17 protein-coding genes are annotated in these 15,888 nt (G+C 63.0%); 6 read left to right on the top strand and 11 right to left on the bottom strand.

Features of this window, described 5'->3' with window-relative positions; genetic code table 11:
- Window positions 1-186 precede the first annotated feature (186 nt).
- On the top strand, window positions 187-1,002 hold the full coding sequence (locus AC3WMV_RS12780; protein WP_103368482.1) for an alpha/beta fold hydrolase: 816 nt from the start codon (window positions 187-189) through the stop codon (window positions 1,000-1,002).
- 113 nt (window positions 1,003-1,115) lie between these two features.
- Here the strand turns inward: AC3WMV_RS12780 and dsbG are convergent, their stop codons facing one another.
- The 3 genes from dsbG to dsbD are packed head-to-tail and all read right to left on the bottom strand — an operon-like array spanning window position 1,116 to window position 4,465.
- Window positions 1,116-1,886: a thiol:disulfide interchange protein DsbG gene (dsbG, locus tag AC3WMV_RS12775; protein WP_027613399.1), complete on the bottom strand. Its 771-nt coding sequence runs from the start codon at window positions 1,884-1,886 to the stop codon at window positions 1,116-1,118.
- Window positions 1,862-2,731, bottom strand: a complete 870-nt coding sequence (locus tag AC3WMV_RS12770) for a TlpA disulfide reductase family protein (protein ID WP_003226672.1) — start codon at window positions 2,729-2,731, stop codon at window positions 1,862-1,864. The genes dsbG and AC3WMV_RS12770 overlap by 25 nt, the downstream gene beginning before the upstream one ends.
- On the bottom strand, window positions 2,732-4,465 hold the full coding sequence (gene dsbD / locus AC3WMV_RS12765) for a protein-disulfide reductase DsbD (protein WP_103368483.1): 1,734 nt from the start codon (window positions 4,463-4,465) through the stop codon (window positions 2,732-2,734).
- A gap of 153 nt (window positions 4,466-4,618) precedes the next feature.
- Between dsbD and AC3WMV_RS12760 the strand changes: the two genes are divergently transcribed.
- From AC3WMV_RS12760 to AC3WMV_RS12740, 5 genes are all read left to right on the top strand, one after another.
- On the top strand, window positions 4,619-5,299 hold the full coding sequence (locus AC3WMV_RS12760; RefSeq protein ID WP_103368484.1) for a response regulator: 681 nt from the start codon (window positions 4,619-4,621) through the stop codon (window positions 5,297-5,299).
- The gene (locus tag AC3WMV_RS12755; RefSeq protein WP_049827920.1) at window positions 5,299-6,621 is read left to right on the top strand and encodes an ATP-binding protein; all 1,323 of its coding nucleotides are present in this window, start codon (window positions 5,299-5,301) and stop codon (window positions 6,619-6,621) included. The genes AC3WMV_RS12760 and AC3WMV_RS12755 overlap by 1 nt, the downstream gene beginning before the upstream one ends.
- A gap of 217 nt (window positions 6,622-6,838) precedes the next feature.
- On the top strand, window positions 6,839-7,324 hold the full coding sequence (locus AC3WMV_RS12750; protein ID WP_097088262.1) for a GNAT family N-acetyltransferase: 486 nt from the start codon (window positions 6,839-6,841) through the stop codon (window positions 7,322-7,324).
- 143 nt (window positions 7,325-7,467) lie between these two features.
- Entirely contained in the window at window positions 7,468-8,880 is a 1,413-nt protein-coding gene (locus tag AC3WMV_RS12745; RefSeq protein WP_103368485.1) for an aspartate aminotransferase family protein, read from the top strand.
- Between the two features lie 83 nt (window positions 8,881-8,963).
- Window positions 8,964-9,188, top strand: coding sequence for an MbtH family protein (locus tag AC3WMV_RS12740; protein ID WP_003226665.1), 225 nt, complete (start codon window positions 8,964-8,966; stop codon window positions 9,186-9,188).
- A 186-nt stretch (window positions 9,189-9,374) separates the two neighbouring features.
- Here the strand turns inward: AC3WMV_RS12740 and AC3WMV_RS12735 are convergent, their stop codons facing one another.
- Genes AC3WMV_RS12735 through AC3WMV_RS12700 form a run of 8 tightly spaced genes read right to left on the bottom strand, consistent with a single transcriptional unit; the run spans window position 9,375 to window position 15,629 of the window.
- Complete coding sequence (locus AC3WMV_RS12735) at window positions 9,375-10,280, bottom strand: metal ABC transporter substrate-binding protein (protein WP_103368486.1); 906 nt, start codon at window positions 10,278-10,280, stop codon at window positions 9,375-9,377.
- On the bottom strand, window positions 10,281-11,180 hold the full coding sequence (locus AC3WMV_RS12730) for a metal ABC transporter permease (RefSeq protein ID WP_003226663.1): 900 nt from the start codon (window positions 11,178-11,180) through the stop codon (window positions 10,281-10,283). It lies immediately after the preceding gene.
- Window positions 11,180-12,028, bottom strand: coding sequence for a metal ABC transporter ATP-binding protein (locus tag AC3WMV_RS12725; protein ID WP_027613392.1), 849 nt, complete (start codon window positions 12,026-12,028; stop codon window positions 11,180-11,182). Before AC3WMV_RS12725 ends, AC3WMV_RS12730 begins: the two co-directional genes overlap by 1 nt.
- Window positions 12,025-12,954 (bottom strand): metal ABC transporter substrate-binding protein, encoded by a 930-nt coding sequence (locus tag AC3WMV_RS12720; protein ID WP_103368487.1) that lies wholly within the window; start codon window positions 12,952-12,954, stop codon window positions 12,025-12,027. The genes AC3WMV_RS12725 and AC3WMV_RS12720 overlap by 4 nt, the downstream gene beginning before the upstream one ends.
- 35 nt (window positions 12,955-12,989) lie before the next feature.
- On the bottom strand, window positions 12,990-13,565 hold the full coding sequence (locus AC3WMV_RS12715) for a DUF6162 family protein (RefSeq protein WP_027613390.1): 576 nt from the start codon (window positions 13,563-13,565) through the stop codon (window positions 12,990-12,992).
- Window positions 13,562-13,903, bottom strand: coding sequence for a hypothetical protein (locus tag AC3WMV_RS12710; protein ID WP_103368488.1), 342 nt, complete (start codon window positions 13,901-13,903; stop codon window positions 13,562-13,564). Before AC3WMV_RS12710 ends, AC3WMV_RS12715 begins: the two co-directional genes overlap by 4 nt.
- Window positions 13,900-14,442 (bottom strand): PA2404 family protein, encoded by a 543-nt coding sequence (locus AC3WMV_RS12705; RefSeq protein WP_027613388.1) that lies wholly within the window; start codon window positions 14,440-14,442, stop codon window positions 13,900-13,902. Before AC3WMV_RS12705 ends, AC3WMV_RS12710 begins: the two co-directional genes overlap by 4 nt.
- Complete coding sequence (locus tag AC3WMV_RS12700) at window positions 14,439-15,629, bottom strand: PepSY-associated TM helix domain-containing protein (protein ID WP_103368489.1); 1,191 nt, start codon at window positions 15,627-15,629, stop codon at window positions 14,439-14,441. The genes AC3WMV_RS12705 and AC3WMV_RS12700 overlap by 4 nt, the downstream gene beginning before the upstream one ends.
- Window positions 15,630-15,888 lie beyond the last annotated feature (259 nt).

Below are 15,888 nucleotides of genomic sequence, written 5' to 3'. Positions count from 1 at the left end.
GCGTCTGTACCGGCCCCTTCGCGAGCAGGCTCGCTCCCACATGGGTTTTGTGTCGATCACAGATCCCCTGTGGGAGCGAGCCTGCTCGCGATTGGGGCGGCACATTTTCAGACATTTACACGGTTGACGATCAACAACCGGCAGCTCAGTCTGCCGGTTCTCTTTTTTTTGTCGCGGGGGTGGTCGATGCCTTTCTTCACGGTTGACGGACAAGCGCTGCACTACATTGATCAAGGCACCGGCCCGGCCGTGTTGCTGGCGGGCAGTTATCTGTGGGACACGGCCATGTGGGCGCCGCAGATCGCTGCGCTGTCGCCGCACTACCGGGTGATTGCGCTGGACCTGTGGGGCCACGGCGAATCCGGGCGCTTGCCGCCAGGCACCACCTCGCTGGATGACATCGCGCGGCAGGTCGAGGCCTTGCTCGACCACCTGCAGATCGAGCAGATAACGCTGGCGGGGCTGTCAGTCGGCGGCATGTGGGGCGTGCGTCTGGCGTTGTCGGCACCGCAGCGGATCAACGGTCTGGTACTGCTCGACACCTACGTCGGCGTCGAGCCTGAGCCAACCCGTCAGTACTATTTCTCGCTGTTCAAGCAGATCGAGGAAAGCGGCGAGATTGCGCCTCAGTTGCTCGACATCGTGGTGCCGATCTTCTTCCGCCCGGGCATCGATCCGCAGTCGGCGCTGTATCAGGACTTCCGCGCCAAACTGGCGGCCTACACCGCGGATCGCCTGCGCGAAAGCATCGTGCCGATGGGGCGTATCACCTTCAGTCGGGATGATCTGTTGCCGCGCCTGGGCGAACTGAATGCCGCGACCACCCTGGTGCTGTGCGGCGATCAGGACAAACCGCGACCGCCGTCGGAGGCACAGGAAATGGCTGAATTGATCGGTTGCCCGTGGGTGCTGGTGCCGGAGGCGGGGCATATTTCCAGCCTGGAGAATCCGCAGTTTGTGAGCGAGGTGTTGTTTACTTTTTTGGCTGAGCGCAACCGCTAAACCGTGTCATCGTTCTTTTCGCGAGCAAGCCCGCTCCCACAGTGACCGCGGTGATCCCTGTGGGAGCGGGCTTGCTCGCGAAGAGGCCCGATCAGGCAATAAAGAAGCCGGACTCACTTTGGCCCGAGAATTTTCGCCAGTTTCTCCGGCGAAGGCGCGCCTTGCTGCTGTTGCAGCTCACCCTTGTCATCCATGTAGAAAATCGCCGGCGTCGCCTGCAGTTCCAGGTCTTCCATCAACTGCATGTTGGCGGCCAGTTTGGTCTGCACCGCTTTTGGAATGTCTTTCAACGGCTTCAGGGTGCTGGCCTTGCCGGCCTTTTCGTGATCTTCCAGGGCCTTGGCCGGATCTTTCGCCGCCAGCAGCGCGGCGGATTTCGCCGGGCTGTCTTCGCGGATGATCCCGACCATGATGTGCCGCAGCTGCACCTTGCCGGCCTTGACCCATGGTCGCGCCTGTTCCCAGAACATGTTGCAGTACGGACAGTTGGGATCGCTGAACAGGTACACGGTGCGCGGCGCGTCCTTGTTGCCGTCCTGAATCCAGTTGCTGGCTTCGAACTTGCCCCAGATTTCCTTGGCCATCGGCGCATAGACCAGTTTCTGCAACGGCTCGCTGCTCAGATCCTTGCCGTCGGCGTCGTACAGATTGCCGAGCAGCACGTGTTTCCCGTCCGGCGTCAGGTACAACGCCATGCCACGGTTCTGGTACTGCGCCGCATAACCACGCAAGCCGTCCGGGGCGTCGAACTGGCCGACGATTTTTGCGCCCTTGGCTTCGATCTGCTTGATCGCGGCGGGCAATTCTTCGGCGGCCTGCACCGACGGCAGGTGCAGCAGGGCAGTGCCCAGAGTCAGCGTCAGCAGGTGGCGGAGGCGGGGCATGGCAGTTTCCTTGCAGAGGTGGCCGGTGCGGCGGTTGGATTCGGGATGTCGAAATTTTCCAGGGCGCGGGCCAGGCTGGCGTTCGACAGTTCGCCCAGATGACTGCTCAGCAAGCGACCGTCAGGGCTATAGAACAGCGTAGTCGGCAACGCCATGGAGCCCACGGCCTGACCCAGTCGACCGCTGCGGTCGAACAGCACGTTGTTCAGGCTCAGGCCCTGGGTTTCCAGGAAGGTGGCAACGCTTTGCATGCTTTCGGCCTGATTGACGAACAGAAAGGTCAGGTCCGGGCGTTGTTGTTGAGCGTTTTCCAGCACCGGCATCTCGCGCCGGCACGGTGGGCACCAGGTTGCCCAGAGGTTGATCACCAATGGTCCGCCCTGATAGTCGCTGAGCTGGATGGTCTCCCCGGCGGCGTTGCGCAGGGTGATTTCCGGCAGGCGCGTGCCTTGTTCGTAGATGTTCAGTGACAGGGTCGCCAACAACCAGAACAGCACGCCGCTGGCCACGCCAAACCCCAATGGCCGACGCAGGCCCGGGCGACGCCAGCCGCGATAGAGAGCGGCGAGCAGCAGCACGATCACCCCCGGCCAGGCGAGGAATCCACCATCGCGCAGGTCGATGATCTGCCACGGATCGTTGCGATAGTGGCCCCAGTACAGGGCGACAAACGCCACGCGCGCCGCGAGCATGCCCAGCAGAAACAGGCTGAACAGCGCCGACTCGGGGTTATCGCCGCCACGCTTGGCCACCCGCCAGCCGACAAAGGTCGCCAGCGCCAGGGCACTGATCAGCAGCAGGTGGTTAAGCGCGATGGCAAAGGTGCCGAGGGTGAACGTCAGCATTTAATTGGCGTCTCGGGTGGTGGTCCAGCGTTGCAGGAACGTCTCGGCATCCACCTCACCGGTGATGCGCTGGCTGCGTCGTTCTTCGCCGTCGGTGCCGATCCAGACAAAACTTGGTGGCCCCGGGACTTTGTAGCGGCCGAGCAGCTCGCGGCTGGCGGCATTATCGGCAGTGACGTCGAGGCGCAGCAGGCGCACATCGCTGAGTGCCTGCATGACCTTGTCCTTGCCGAACACCTGTTTTTCCATGACTTTGCACGACACGCACCAGTCGGCGTAGTAATCGAGCAGCACCCACTGGCCCTGGGCTTTGGCGCTATCCAGTTCTCGCTGTAGGGCGGCCGGATCCTTGATCGTGGTGAACGCGTCATGCCCGCTCGGCGTGGTGCTGACGGTCCGCCCGGCGCTGTACACCTGCAACGGTTGATACGGGTCGTCACTGCCACCAGCAGCGCCGATCAGCAACAGGCTGCCCCACAGACCGAGCAGCAACGAACTGGCGCCGAACACTTGGGCAACCCGGCCGAAGCCGTCCGATTGCTTCCAGGCACAGAACGCCGCGATCAGCAGCAGCGCGCCGCACAGGCCCAGCCACAGCGACGAGTCCAGCACCGGGCGCAACATCAGCAGCGCGGTCGCGAGGAACAGGAAACCGAAGATGCCCTTGAGCAGGTTCATCCACGCTCCGGGTTTCGGCAGAAAGCGATTGCCGACGGTTACCAGCAGCAACAGCGGCACCCCGATACCGATGCCCAACGCGAACAGAATCAAGCCACCGTGCAGCGCATTGCCGCTCTGCGCGATGTACAGCAAAGCGCCGGCCAGTGGTGCGGTCATGCACGGGCCGACCAGCAGACCGGACAATGCGCCGAGCACCCCGGCACCGATCAGGCTGCCGCCATTGCGGCTGCGCGAAGCGTGTTCGAGGCGGTCACGCAGGGCCACCGGCAATTGCAATTCGAAGAAGCCAAACATCGGTAGCGCCAGCACCACAAACACTGCTGCAAATGCACCGAGCAGCCACGGATTCTGTAGCCATGCCTGCAGGTTGGCGCCGAGCAGCGCAGCGATCACCCCCATCGCTGCATACACCAGCGCCATGCAGATCACGTAGCTGCTGGCCAGGGCGAACCCACGGCGCGGGGTGGCACCGCTGCCGACAATCATGCCCGCCAGAATCGGCAGCATCGGCAACGAACACGGGGTAAACGCCAACAACAGGCCGAGGCCGAAAAACACCAGCAGGCTCCAGCCCAGCGCCCGTTGTTGCAGGCTGCTGGCCAGGGCCTGATCCGGTGCTTCAGCGCTGGTCGTTGGCGTGGCTTTGCCGCCCAGATCAATGACCCGGGTCTGCGGCGGGTAACACAGGCCGGCATCGGCGCAGCCTTGGTAACTGACCTTGATCTGACCGCTGGCCGCGGCCGGAATTTTTACCTCCAGCCCTTGGCGATACACCGGTTGTTCACCGAAGAACTCGTCACTGTGCGACTCGCCCTCGGGCAGCGCAGGCTGCTGCTCGGCCGTCAAACCGTCGAATTTCAGGCGTTTCTGGTACAGGTAATAGCCGTCGGTGATTTGCCAGAACAACTGGGTTTCCCCGGACTCAAGGCGTTCGGAGGTGAGCACGAAGGCTTTGTCGACCGGGAGAAATTCCGGTTTGGTCTCGAATGGATTGTTTCCCGCCTGGGCCAGGCCGGAGATCAGCAGTGCAAACAAAAGAAAAAAATGACGCATGGAGGAGCCTTGTCCCTGTGCAAGTGTGGGCACAATGGTGGATGGCGATTAACCGATGATTAACCGTCACGCCCTTGTCGCTGTGGCGTTGGGCGCCATAATGTCAGCTTAATCGGCCAACGGCCTAATCGGCTTTTTTCTACGGGACGGATCATGCACGTACTGGTTTGCGAAGACGATGAACTGATCGCCAGCGGTATCGTTGCCGGTCTCACGGCGCAGGGCTTGACGGTCGAGCACGTCAACACCGCCTCGAAAGCGCGGGCGATGCTCAAGGTCGCCGAATTCGACGTGATGGTGCTCGATCTCGGCCTGCCCGACGAAGATGGCCTCAAGTTGCTGCAACAGCTGCGTCAGCAAGGCCTGGAAATTCCGGTGCTGATCCTGACCGCACGCGACTCGGTCACCGACCGCGTGGATGGCTTGCAGGCCGGGGCTGACGATTACCTGCTCAAACCCTTCGATCTGCGTGAATTGTTCGCGCGTCTGCAAACCCTGCTGCGCCGGGTCGCCGGGCGCAGCGTCAACCTGATCGAACACGGCGCACTGACCTACGATCCAAGCAGCCGCGAAACCATGTTGGCCGGGCAACCAGTGGACTTGTCGCGCCGCGAGCAATCGCTGTTGCAGGCGCTGCTGCACAACCGTGGCCGAGTGCTGTCCACCGAGCAGTTGAAGGACAGCGTCTACGGCTTCAATGACGAATTGGAGAGCAACGCGCTGAACGTGCATATCCATCACCTGCGCAGCAAACTCGGCAAGGGCATCGTCGAAACCGTGCGCGGTCTGGGCTATCGCCTTGGGCCGGCCGATGGTGGAGAGCGGCAGAAGTGATGAGTCTGCGTCTGCGCCTGAGTCTGACCCTCGGCGCCGCGTTCGCCCTGATCTGGGCACTGGCTGCGGCCTGGATGCTCAGCGACTTGCGCAATCAGATGATGTTTTCCCTCGACCAGCGGCTGGTAGCCTCGGCGCGCATGGTCGCCGGGCTGCTGGAGCAACTGCCGGCGCTGCCGAGCAAGGGCGAGGGCACCCATTTCAGTGCCGAACAATTGAACATTCCCGGCGGCATGGCCTGTCAGGTCAGCTCTTTGCGCGGGGAAATCCTGGCCCGCAGCCACAGCAGCCCCGAGCAAACCCTGGAAGCGGAAAAAATGGGCTTCCACGATCAGATGATCGATGGCGCGCCGTGGCGCAGTTTCACTCTCGCCCGGGGTGACGTACGGATCACCACCGCCGATCGGCAAATCGAACGCGAAGCCTTGAACATGTCGATCCTGCTGGCGGCTTCGGTGCCGGTCGGCGTGGCGTTGCTCGGTTGCCTGTGCCTGTTGTGGCTGGGCATCGGCCAGGGGCTGGCGCCGCTCAACCGGCTGCGCGAAGCACTGATGCGACGTAATGCCGACTCGCTTGAGCCGCTGCAATTGCAATCGTTTCCCAGCGAACTGAAACCGTTGCTCGATACGCAGAACCAGCTGTTCCAGCGCATCGGCAAGACCATCGAGCGTGAACGCCGCCTGACCGGTGATGCCGCCCACGAACTGCGCAGCCCGTTGACGGCGATCAAGACCCACCTGCAAGTGGCACGCATGACCGAAGGCAGTGCCCGCGATCAGTCGCTGGCAAGGGCCGAAGAGGGTGCCGACCGCATGCACCGCACCCTTGAGCAACTGCTGTTGCTGGCGCGGGTCGAGGGCAGTCTGTCGTTCGATGACGGCGTACAGTGCAGCGCCGAACAGGTGGCGAAACTGGCGATGCAGGATGCGGCTGGTGGCGAGCGTCAGCGCATCAAGCTGCAATTGCCCAAGCAGCTCTCCAGTGCGCCGGTGCAAATGCCGGCGGTGCTGTCGATTGCCGCGTTGCGCAATCTGCTCGACAACGCCCTGCGCCATACCCCGGCGGATGCTGAGGTGGAGCTGAGCCTGGAAACGGTCGGCCAGCGCGCCCGTTTTGTGGTGCGCGACCACGGCCCGGGGATTGCGGCGCAAGATCTGCAGCATCTGACCCAACGCTTCTGGCGCAACGGCCAGAGCACCGGCTGCGGTCTCGGCCTGGCCATCGTGCAAGCCATCGTCCAGCGCTGCGCCTGCACCCTGCATTTCGACAGCCGGCCGGATGGCTTGCGCGTCGAGTTGACCATGCCGCTGCAACCTGTCTGAACCAGCAAAAATCCCCTGTGGGAGCGGGCTTGCTCGCGAAGGCGTCCGGTCAGTCGACAGGTTGCTGACTGGCACGCCGCCTTCGCGAGCAAGCCCGCTCCCACATTAGGGGATTTGTGGTGTGGCACATCAAATGTAACGTCTCTGCGTTGGTGATTCGCCAGCCTCGGCGTTAAGGTCGGGGCTGCTCTGACTCAATGGATTGAGGGAACGCGCCATGGAAGCATCGATCTGCATCTGCCCGGCGAAACCTGCCGACGCCGGCATCATCAGTCGCATCATCGAGCGATCGATTCGCGTCGGTTGTGCGCTCGAACACCGCAACGATCCGCAACTGGTCAGCCGCTGGATCGGCCGACAATCTGCCGACGTCATCAGCGCGCACCTTGCCGACCCGCATTGCTACCTGAATATCGCTTTGTTGCAGGACAAACCGGTGGGTGTCGGCATGGCCACGGCCAGCGGTGAGATAGGCTTTTGTCATGTGCAGCCGGAATGGTTTCGCCGTGGCGCAGGGCGCGCCCTGATGGCCGACCTTGAAGGCTGGCTGCGGATTCGGGGTGTGCCGCAGGCGCGCATCGCCAGCACCCGTAGCGGCGCGGCTTTTTATCGGCATCTGGGCTACTGCGATGCAGTGCCACGCGCCAGCGATCAGGGCTTGCACCGCGTTACGCTGCACAAGCTGTTGCCATTGTCCGACTGACATCTCGATCAAGGGTCTAAATCCTCGCCCCGCTTAAGCGTTTCCAGAACAGGAAAACCTGCATGTGCGCCCCGCGACCGGAACGCGCACCTGTGCGGTGTGCTGTTTTGGTCACTATCCATAGCGTATTGAGGGGTCGAGAGATGTCAGTCGCCACCAGCCTTATCGAAGAGTCGTCGGCCCGGATCAGCTCCGCGCCGGTGGAAACCCTGTATCAGTTCAACGAATCACCACTGCTGGCCCGGCAGAGCCAGCAGGAATCCAATGCCCGCAGTTATCCGCGACGCATTCCGCTGGCCCTCAAGCGCGCCAAGGGCCTGTACGTCGAAGATGTCGAAGGTCGCACCTTCATCGATTGCCTGGCCGGTGCCGGGACTCTGGCGTTGGGGCACAACCATCCGGTGGTGATCGAGGCGATCCAGCAAGTGCTGGCCGATGAGCTGCCGCTGCACACCCTCGACCTGACCACGCCGGTCAAGGATCAGTTCGTCCAGGACCTGTTCGGTTTACTCCCGCCAGCACTGGCGGCCGAAGCGAAAATCCAGTTCTGCGGCCCGACCGGTACCGATGCGGTGGAAGCCGCGTTGAAACTGGTGCGCACCGCCACCGGGCGCAGCACCGTGCTGTCGTTCTCCGGCGGTTATCACGGCATGAGCCAGGGCGCCTTGAGTCTGATGGGCAGCCTGGGGCCGAAAAAGCCGCTGGGCGCCTTGCTCAGCAACGGTGTGCAATTCATGCCGTTCCCTTACGACTACCGTTGCCCATTCGGTCTCGGCGGCGCGGCCGGGGTCAAAGCCAACCTGAGTTACCTGGAAAACCTGCTTAATGATCCTGAGGCCGGCGTGCAGTTGCCGGCAGCGGTGATTGTCGAAGCGGTGCAGGGCGAGGGCGGGGTGATCCCGGCCGATATCGAGTGGCTGCGCGGCTTGCGTCGGATCACCGAAAAGGCCGGGGTGGCGCTGATCGTCGACGAGATCCAGAGCGGTTTCGCGCGTACCGGCAAGATGTTTGCCTTCGAACACGCCGATATCGTCCCGGACGTGGTGGTGTTGTCCAAGGCTATCGGCGGCAGCCTGCCGCTGGCGGTGGTGGTCTATCGCGACTGGCTCGACACCTGGCAACCGGGTGCCCACGCCGGCACCTTCCGTGGCAATCAGATGGCGATGGCTGCCGGTTCCGCGGTGATGCGTTATCTGCTTGAGCACAAGGTCTGCGAACACGCTGCGGCGATGGGCGAACGCCTGAGCGAACACCTGCGCATCCTGCAACGCGACTTCCCGCAACTGGGCGACATTCGTGGTCGTGGCTTGATGCTCGGCGTCGAACTGGTTGACCCCAACGGCGCGCCGGATGCGCTCGGTCACCCACCAGCGTTCGCGCGTCTGGCACCGCTGGTGCAGCGTGAATGCCTCAAGCGCGGACTGATTCTCGAACTGGGCGGCCGGCATGGTGCGGTGGTGCGCTTCCTGCCGCCGCTGGTGATCACCGCTGCCGAAATCGACCGCGTCGCCGAGATCTTCGGCCGGGCCCTGGCCGCTGCCACCGCCGCTGTGTAAATTTTTCGCAGCGCCGAACGTTCTTTCTACATACCCGGCTGCACCCCAGGTGCAGCCCACCCTTACAACGATGGAGAACCAGCATGACGTCAGTATTCGACCGCGAGGACATCCTCTTTCAGGTCGTGGTCAACCACGAAGAGCAATACTCGATCTGGCCGGATTACAAAGCCGTGCCGGAAGGCTGGCGCACCGTAGGCAAGAGCGGCCTGAAGAAGGAATGCCTGGCCTACATCGAAGAAGTCTGGACCGACATGCGTCCGCTGAGCCTGCGGCAGAAGATGGAAGGGCAGGCGGCTGCTCAGTAATCTGCCAGGCAAAAACAAACCCGCTGGACTGGTCACAGTCAGCGGGTTTTTTCATTGCTCGCAATGGTGTTGTTCTGGCGGGCCTCTTCGCGAGCAAGCCCGCTCCCACATTGGATCTGCGCTGCACACAACCCCCCTGTGGGAGCGGGCTTGCTCGCGAAGAACGATAACGCGCTGTAACTGAAACTACGCCCCGCTCAACCCCTTGAGCAACAAATCCACATTCCCCTCCAGCTCCGCCACCGGGTCCGCTGCATCGGTACTCAACACCAACAAATGACTCCCCGAGGCGGCAATTGCTGCTTTCACTGCCTCCGACGGCTGACGATGATGCAGCACCAGCGCCACGTCGTTGTCCTTCAGCGTCGCCGTGAGCTTCTTCAGATCTTCGGCTGTCCACTCGGCATCTGCTCGCGCGTCCTGACCGATCAGCTCCAGATTCAGGCTGCCGATCAGATAACCGAAGTGATCGCTGAGGCTCAGCACACTGAGGTTGTCAGCCTCGGCCAGACGCGCTTCGCTGTCGGCGCTGAGCTTGAGCAGGCGCTGTTTCAGCGCCGCCAGATTGGCCTCGATCTTCGGTTTGGCCGACGGCGCCAGGCGCACCAGATCCGCGGCGATCACATCAGCCATGCGCCCCATGTTGTTGCTCGCCAGCCATGGCTGACTGTTCAAGCCATCGACCTTCAGCCCCGGTTGTACGGCGATCCCTGGCAGGGCGCCGTCCACCGGGCGCGCCGCGTCGACCTCGACAATGCGAATGTTGCTGCGCCGTGCGATCGGGTACAGCGGATCATCCGCCCACAGCGAACGTATGCCGATCACCGCGTCGGCATCGGTTGCCAGTTTGCCCAGCGCCGGCGCACCGCGACCGGTGAAATATGCGGTCTGACGGCTGCCCGGCAAATTCGCCGGGGCCGCGCGCTCCAGGCTGACGTCGGTGCCTTTGAGCAGCACTTCGCCCAAGCCATAGGTGATGGGCAACGAGGCCAATACGCGCAGCGGTTGAGGGTTTTCAGCCGCCAGCAACGGGCTGCCGACCACGCCGCACAGGGCCATGGCCAGGGTCAGTTTTCGCAGTGAGAAGATCATTTATCCAAGGTTCCCTTTCAGACTCGGGACAACCCCGCGCGCAATGGCGGCGAGGGCGAAGGCGATGCCGGCGACCAGGATGATCGCGGCGCCGGACGGGATTGGCAGATCGAAGACGATCGGCGCGAGAATCCCGCACAGCGTGCTGACGGTAGCAATCAGCACCGAGCACCAGAAGAAGCCCTTGAGCGACTGGCTGAGCAAACGCGCGGCCGCCGCCGGAATCACCAGCAACGCGCCGACCAGAATCGCGCCGATGACCTTCACCGCCGCGACGGTGATCAGCGTCACCAGAATCACGAACAGGTAATCCAGAGTCTTCACCGCGACGCCGCGCACCGCCGCCAGTTGCGGGTTGAAACTGGCGAGCATGATCCGGTTGTACAAAGGCAGTGCCAGGGCCATGACCAGCGAACCGACGATGGCCAGCACCAGCAGGTCGTTGCCATTGACGGTGAGCACCGAACCGAACAGCACGTTCTCCAGAATGTGCACGTTGATCTTGCCCGCCAGAATCAACAGCAGGCTCGCGCCAAGCGCCAGCGACACCGAGAGAAACACGCCGATCAGGGTGTCGGGCGCCAGGCCGGTGCGGTTGCGCAGGTAGTTGAGCAGGATGCCGAACAACAGGCAGTAACCGAACAGGCTGCCGTACGGCCCGGTGTAGGGTTCGCCGAGCAGAATGCCGATGGCCACGCCGGTCAGCGCCGCGTGCCCGACCGCTTCGGAGAAAAACGCAAAGCGCTTGACCACCACCAGCGTGCCGAGGCCACCGAGCACCGGACCGATCAACAGGCCGGCGAGCAATGCGTTGACCACAAAGCCGTAGGCCAGCGCTTCCGGCAGGTACCCGGACGACGCCCAGCCCTGAACCATCAAACGAAAGGCTTCGTAACTCATCAGACCGCGCTCCGTGGATGGGTGGAAAACAGACTCAGCAGACGTTCCGGGGTCAGTGCCTGTTGCGGCGTGGCGTCGAATAGCACGCGGCGGTTGAGACCGGTGACCCGGTCGGCCAGACGCTTGACCGCTTCCAGATCGTGCTCGATCCACAGCACGGTGATGCCAGCGGCGCGCCAGTCGCCGAGCAGGCGTTCGAACACCTGGATCCCGGCTTCGTCGAGGGCCGACATCGGCTCATCCAGCACCAGCAATTGCGGAGCCGGGATCAAGCCTTGAGCGAGCAACACGCGCTGCCGTTCGCCACCGGACAACGCGCCCATGCGCCGCTTGCGTTTGTCCTGCATACCGACCCGTTCCAGCGCCTCGCCGATGGCCTTGGCGTAGTGCTTGCTCAGGCCGAGAAACGCCGGCCGACGCTGGCACATCGCGGCCATGAAATCGTCGACGGTCATCGGCAGGCCACGATCGAACTCCAACGCCTGCGGCACGTAGCCGATGGTGCCGGGTTGGCCGGGCCAGTGCAGGCTCAGTTGACCCTGATGCGGCATTTGCCCGAGCAAGGTCTTGATCAGCGAACTCTTGCCACCGCCGTTGGGGCCGACCAGGGCGTGGACGTGACCGGGCTGAACCTGGAAGGTCACGTTGTCGAGGATCGTGGTGCGCCCGAGGGTCAGAGAGACTCCCGCAAAATCCAGAGTCGGCCCACTTACCCCTTGTGGGAGCGGGCTTGCTCGCGAATGCGGTGGTTCATTCAATAATGATGCTGACTGACCGGACGCCTTCGCGAGCAGGCTCGCTCCCACAGGGGATTGATGGGTGTCAGAGAGGGTTTCTTTTGCTGTCATGCCCCGGACTCCTGAATCGCCCGCACCACGGTGTCGAGGTTGCCGGTCATTTCCTTCTCATATTTGTCGGCGCTGTATTCGCCATAGGAAATGTGCGACAGCGGGTACAGCTTCACCCCGGACTCACGCTGGATGGTCTCGACGTAAGTCGAGGGGAAATCCATCTCCGAGAAGATCACCTTCACGTCGAGTTCGCGCAGTTGGTCGATGGTCTTTTTCAACTGGCTCGGGCTCGGTTCGATGCCGTGGGCCGGCTCGACCACGGCCGTCACTTCCAGGCCGAATTCGCGCAGCAGATAGTCATAAGCCGCATGCACAGTGGCCACGCGCAGTTCGGCGTTCGGTGCCTGAGTCAGTTTGGCCAGCGCATCGGCGCGCATCTGCCGCAGGCGTTTGCTGTAGGCGCGGGCGTTCTGGGTATAGGCCTTGGCGTTGTCCGGGTCGAGTTTGCCCAGCTCGCGGGCGATGTTGTTGACCTGGGCAATCGAAGCGCTGATCGACAGGAAGGTGTGCGGGTTGACCACTTTGCCGGCGCCGCGCGCGGCGGTGCCGGTGGCGGCCAGCAGCGGCACGTTTTCGTTGGCTTCGATGGTCTTGATGTTCGGCGTTTCGCTGGCGGCGATCATGCGGTCGGCGAAGTCGTCATGCCCGACCCCGTTGAGCACGATCACATCCAGACCGCTGATGCGTTTGATGTCTTCAGCGCGTGGCTCGTAGGCGTGCGGGTTGAAGCCGGCGGGAATCAGCGGCACCACCTCGGCCTTGTCGCCGACGATATTCGCCACATAGCTGTAATACGGGTGCAGGGTGATGCCGATGCGCAGGCGTTTGCCCGGATCGGCGCTGGCCAGCGGGCTCAGCAGGCACGCGCACAGGCCTAACAGCAGGGTGCGCAGGAGGGGACGGCGAGTCAGGGAAATAAGCATGGGCAAGCGGTCTTCTCTCGGGTGAAGGCGAAGGTTCAGTGGCGATGCTCGCGGGTCACGCCGGCATCGAACTGCGCGACGATCTGTTTCCAGCCTGCGGCGGACAGCGCGGCGTCAGTCAGTTCGGTGGGCGTCTGCAGCTCGGCGGCGCGGTTGAGCCAGATGTCCGGCGCGGCAGTGGCGTCGGCGCTCAGTAGCATCACGAACGAACCGGCGACGGCGGGCGACTGGCTGTGGCCGAAATAGGCGCGGTCCGCCAGTAACTGCCAGGCATGGCCACCACGGCTGACCGAGCTGGCGTCCTGAGCGAACGGGGCGAAACCTTCTTCAGCCAGGGTCTGTGGTGTCGGCAGGCTTTGCTGTTCTGCACGCAGCAGGCGGATTTCATCGAGGGTCACCCGCAGGTCGGCGTAGATGCCTTGCTCGGCAGCGCTGAGGTCGCGCCGCGCATCGAGCTGATGGCTGGCGACCGGTTCCGGTTCATGGGACACCCCGCGCCACGCGACCACCGAGCCGGCGACGGCAAGGATCAGTAAACACAACAGCAGAACATTGAGGGTTTCATGCCCGGCACCGGCCGGGCGGACGACTTGGGTGGTGGGCGTGCTCATGGGGCCTCGATGTCGGCTTGGTCGATTTCCACGACGTGGCCGGGGCCGGCGTCGAACAGCACATAAAACTCGGCCGCCGGTTTCTTGAAGGTCAGGCTTGAGTCGGCGCCGAGCTTGCCCGGCAGCAGGATGGTTTCGTCGTAACCGATCACATCGAGGGTCACCCCCGGCGCGCCGCTGCCGTCGGAGAAGCCGCCGGTGCATTTGATCTGCTCGGCATCGACGGCCTTGCATTCGCACATCGGGTTATGGGCCAGGGCGCCGGTGCTGAAACCTGCGCACAGCATCAGCAACGCGGCGCGCAACCGCAGGCGGGAAGGGCGTGGAACGCGGTTCATGGTTTGGCTCCTTGTTGGTTCAGCCAGGCGAGGGTGGCGGGGGAGGCCTGGCTCAGGGGAATCGAGGCCTGATGCATGCTGCCGTCCCAGCCTTCCATGGTGATCCACAGTTCGGCATCGGCTTTGGTTTTTTCCGCCACCGGCAATTGCGCGCCCATGCGATACGGCGTGCCAAAGAAAATCACCCCGGCGGCGCGCAGGCTGCGCGGTTTGCCGATGCGCAGGTAGGTGGCCTTGACCTGTTCGACACAGGCATCGCAGAGGGCGGCATTGAAGTCCTTCATGTAACCGGCGGGGCCGCTCAGGCGCGGTGCTTCGTTACGCAGTTCGGCCAGGCGCAGGCTCCACGGGCCGACCTGGATTTCGCCGACCTCATGCTCACCGAGGCCGACGTCACCGCGAAACAGCGCGGCATCGGCGAAATACTTGGGCATGAAGCCCAACGGAATCAGCAGCAACAGGGCGTTCAGATGAAAACGCCATTTGTGCCAGAAGCGGCGCAGGGCGGACGGTTGGGCAGTGCGATTGGACGGGCTCACAGGCTGACCTCCGCCGGTTCACGGCTGACGCGGGGGCTGCGGGCCTTTTTATTTTCGCGCTTGAGGGCGTTGGCGGTGGCCAGCGCGGTGCGCTTGGTCCAGATCAACAGGCCGCTGAGGACCATCATGCTCAGCAGCAGGCCGAAGAAGAACCAGATCAGTTTGATCCACAGACCGCCGAAATCACCGGTGTGCAGCGGGCGCATCGACTCGGTGACGAACTCCAGCGAGGAACGGTCGGTCAGCAGTCGCGTGGCGGCCATCTCACCGTTGTACGGGTTGAGCGTGGCGGTCTGGAACATCAGTGGATACCAGCCGCGCCCGCCAACGCTCAAGTGGCTGTAGGCATTGCCCGGCAGGCTGACGAAGCTGACCTCCAGCCCGGGGATGTGCTGTTCGGCGATCTGCACCGCGCGATCAAGGCTGATCCGTGGGGGAGGACTGGCGTCGCTCGACATCGGTACGCTTTCCCGAGACATGGCGGGAATGATCGGTTCGCTGCTGATGGACACCTGGTTGTCGGCCAGAATGGCCTGGATCAAAAACCAGGTGCCGGTGATCGAGATCACCGCGATGAACCAGATCGACCAGATGCCGCTCAGTCGATGGAAGTCGCCCCAGAAGATCCGCGCACCGTGACGAAAACGCAGGGTGGGTTTGAAGAAACCTTTCCAGAAACGCTTGTACACCACCAGCCCGGTGACCAGCGAAGCGAGCATCGGCAGGCCGAGGAACGACACCAGGTACCAGCCCCAGCTGAAACCATTGGTGAACGGCACCAGCCACCAGCCGTGCAGGGCGCGGGTGAACGCCTTGAAGTTGAAGTCCGGCGCCGGGCCCTGGATCACCCCGGTGTATGGGTTGACGTAGACCGTCTGCGAGCGGCCGTCGGGGTAGCTGACTTCGACGTCGAGGGCGAAGTGCGATTCGTCGGGACGGCTGATGCTTTCCACCAGCGTCTGCGGTTCGGCCTGTTTGATCGCGGCTAGCACCTGATCGTAACTGAGCCGCGGCGCGTCGTCCGACGGCTGACTGGCGCGCATCTGCGGGTTGGCCAGCCAGACGATTTCCTGGCTGACCACCGCCAGCGTGCCGGTGACACACACGATCAGGACAAAAAACCAGATCGGCAGCGCGAGCCAGCTATGCACCAGGAACCACAGTTTGGAACGGGATTTCTTCGACATGATTGCGCGTCTTGATTTCGATGAAAGGGCACGCGGCTACGGGCTTCGCAGCGCGGGTGTCCGCAAAAGGCGCGGTCGTGGCTGTTGCCTGTGCGAGCGGCCTGCATCTATATAGGACGGATAAGCCGGACAAATCCCGAAAGACGATATGAAAGCAAATGTTTCGCACTTCCCCCCCCTGTGGGAGCGGGCTTGCTCGCGAAAGCGGTTGATCATTCAACATTGATGTCGACTGACACGACGCCTTCGCGAGCAAGCC

The sequence above is a fragment of the Pseudomonas sp. FW305-3-2-15-E-TSA4 genome (assembly GCF_058787295.1).
This window is presented reverse-complemented; position numbering and strand designations above follow the sequence as displayed.

Coding starts and splice junctions, on each gene's coding strand:
- AC3WMV_RS12725 (WP_027613392.1), bottom strand. CDS start 12,028: ATGACAGCAAAAGAAACCCTCTCTGACACCCATCAATCCCCTGTGGGA.
- AC3WMV_RS12750 (WP_097088262.1), top strand. CDS start 6,839: ATGGAAGCATCGATCTGCATCTGCCCGGCGAAACCTGCCGACGCCGGC.
- AC3WMV_RS12755 (WP_049827920.1), top strand. CDS start 5,299: ATGAGTCTGCGTCTGCGCCTGAGTCTGACCCTCGGCGCCGCGTTCGCC.
- AC3WMV_RS12720 (WP_103368487.1), bottom strand. CDS start 12,954: ATGCTTATTTCCCTGACTCGCCGTCCCCTCCTGCGCACCCTGCTGTTA.
- AC3WMV_RS12700 (WP_103368489.1), bottom strand. CDS start 15,629: ATGTCGAAGAAATCCCGTTCCAAACTGTGGTTCCTGGTGCATAGCTGG.
- dsbG (WP_027613399.1), bottom strand. CDS start 1,886: ATGCCCCGCCTCCGCCACCTGCTGACGCTGACTCTGGGCACTGCCCTG.
- AC3WMV_RS12735 (WP_103368486.1), bottom strand. CDS start 10,280: ATGATCTTCTCACTGCGAAAACTGACCCTGGCCATGGCCCTGTGCGGC.
- AC3WMV_RS12780 (WP_103368482.1), top strand. CDS start 187: ATGCCTTTCTTCACGGTTGACGGACAAGCGCTGCACTACATTGATCAA.
- AC3WMV_RS12745 (WP_103368485.1), top strand. CDS start 7,468: ATGTCAGTCGCCACCAGCCTTATCGAAGAGTCGTCGGCCCGGATCAGC.
- AC3WMV_RS12770 (WP_003226672.1), bottom strand. CDS start 2,731: ATGCTGACGTTCACCCTCGGCACCTTTGCCATCGCGCTTAACCACCTG.
- AC3WMV_RS12760 (WP_103368484.1), top strand. CDS start 4,619: ATGCACGTACTGGTTTGCGAAGACGATGAACTGATCGCCAGCGGTATC.
- dsbD (WP_103368483.1), bottom strand. CDS start 4,465: ATGCGTCATTTTTTTCTTTTGTTTGCACTGCTGATCTCCGGCCTGGCC.
- AC3WMV_RS12710 (WP_103368488.1), bottom strand. CDS start 13,903: ATGAACCGCGTTCCACGCCCTTCCCGCCTGCGGTTGCGCGCCGCGTTG.
- AC3WMV_RS12715 (WP_027613390.1), bottom strand. CDS start 13,565: ATGAGCACGCCCACCACCCAAGTCGTCCGCCCGGCCGGTGCCGGGCAT.
- AC3WMV_RS12730 (WP_003226663.1), bottom strand. CDS start 11,180: ATGAGTTACGAAGCCTTTCGTTTGATGGTTCAGGGCTGGGCGTCGTCC.
- AC3WMV_RS12740 (WP_003226665.1), top strand. CDS start 8,964: ATGACGTCAGTATTCGACCGCGAGGACATCCTCTTTCAGGTCGTGGTC.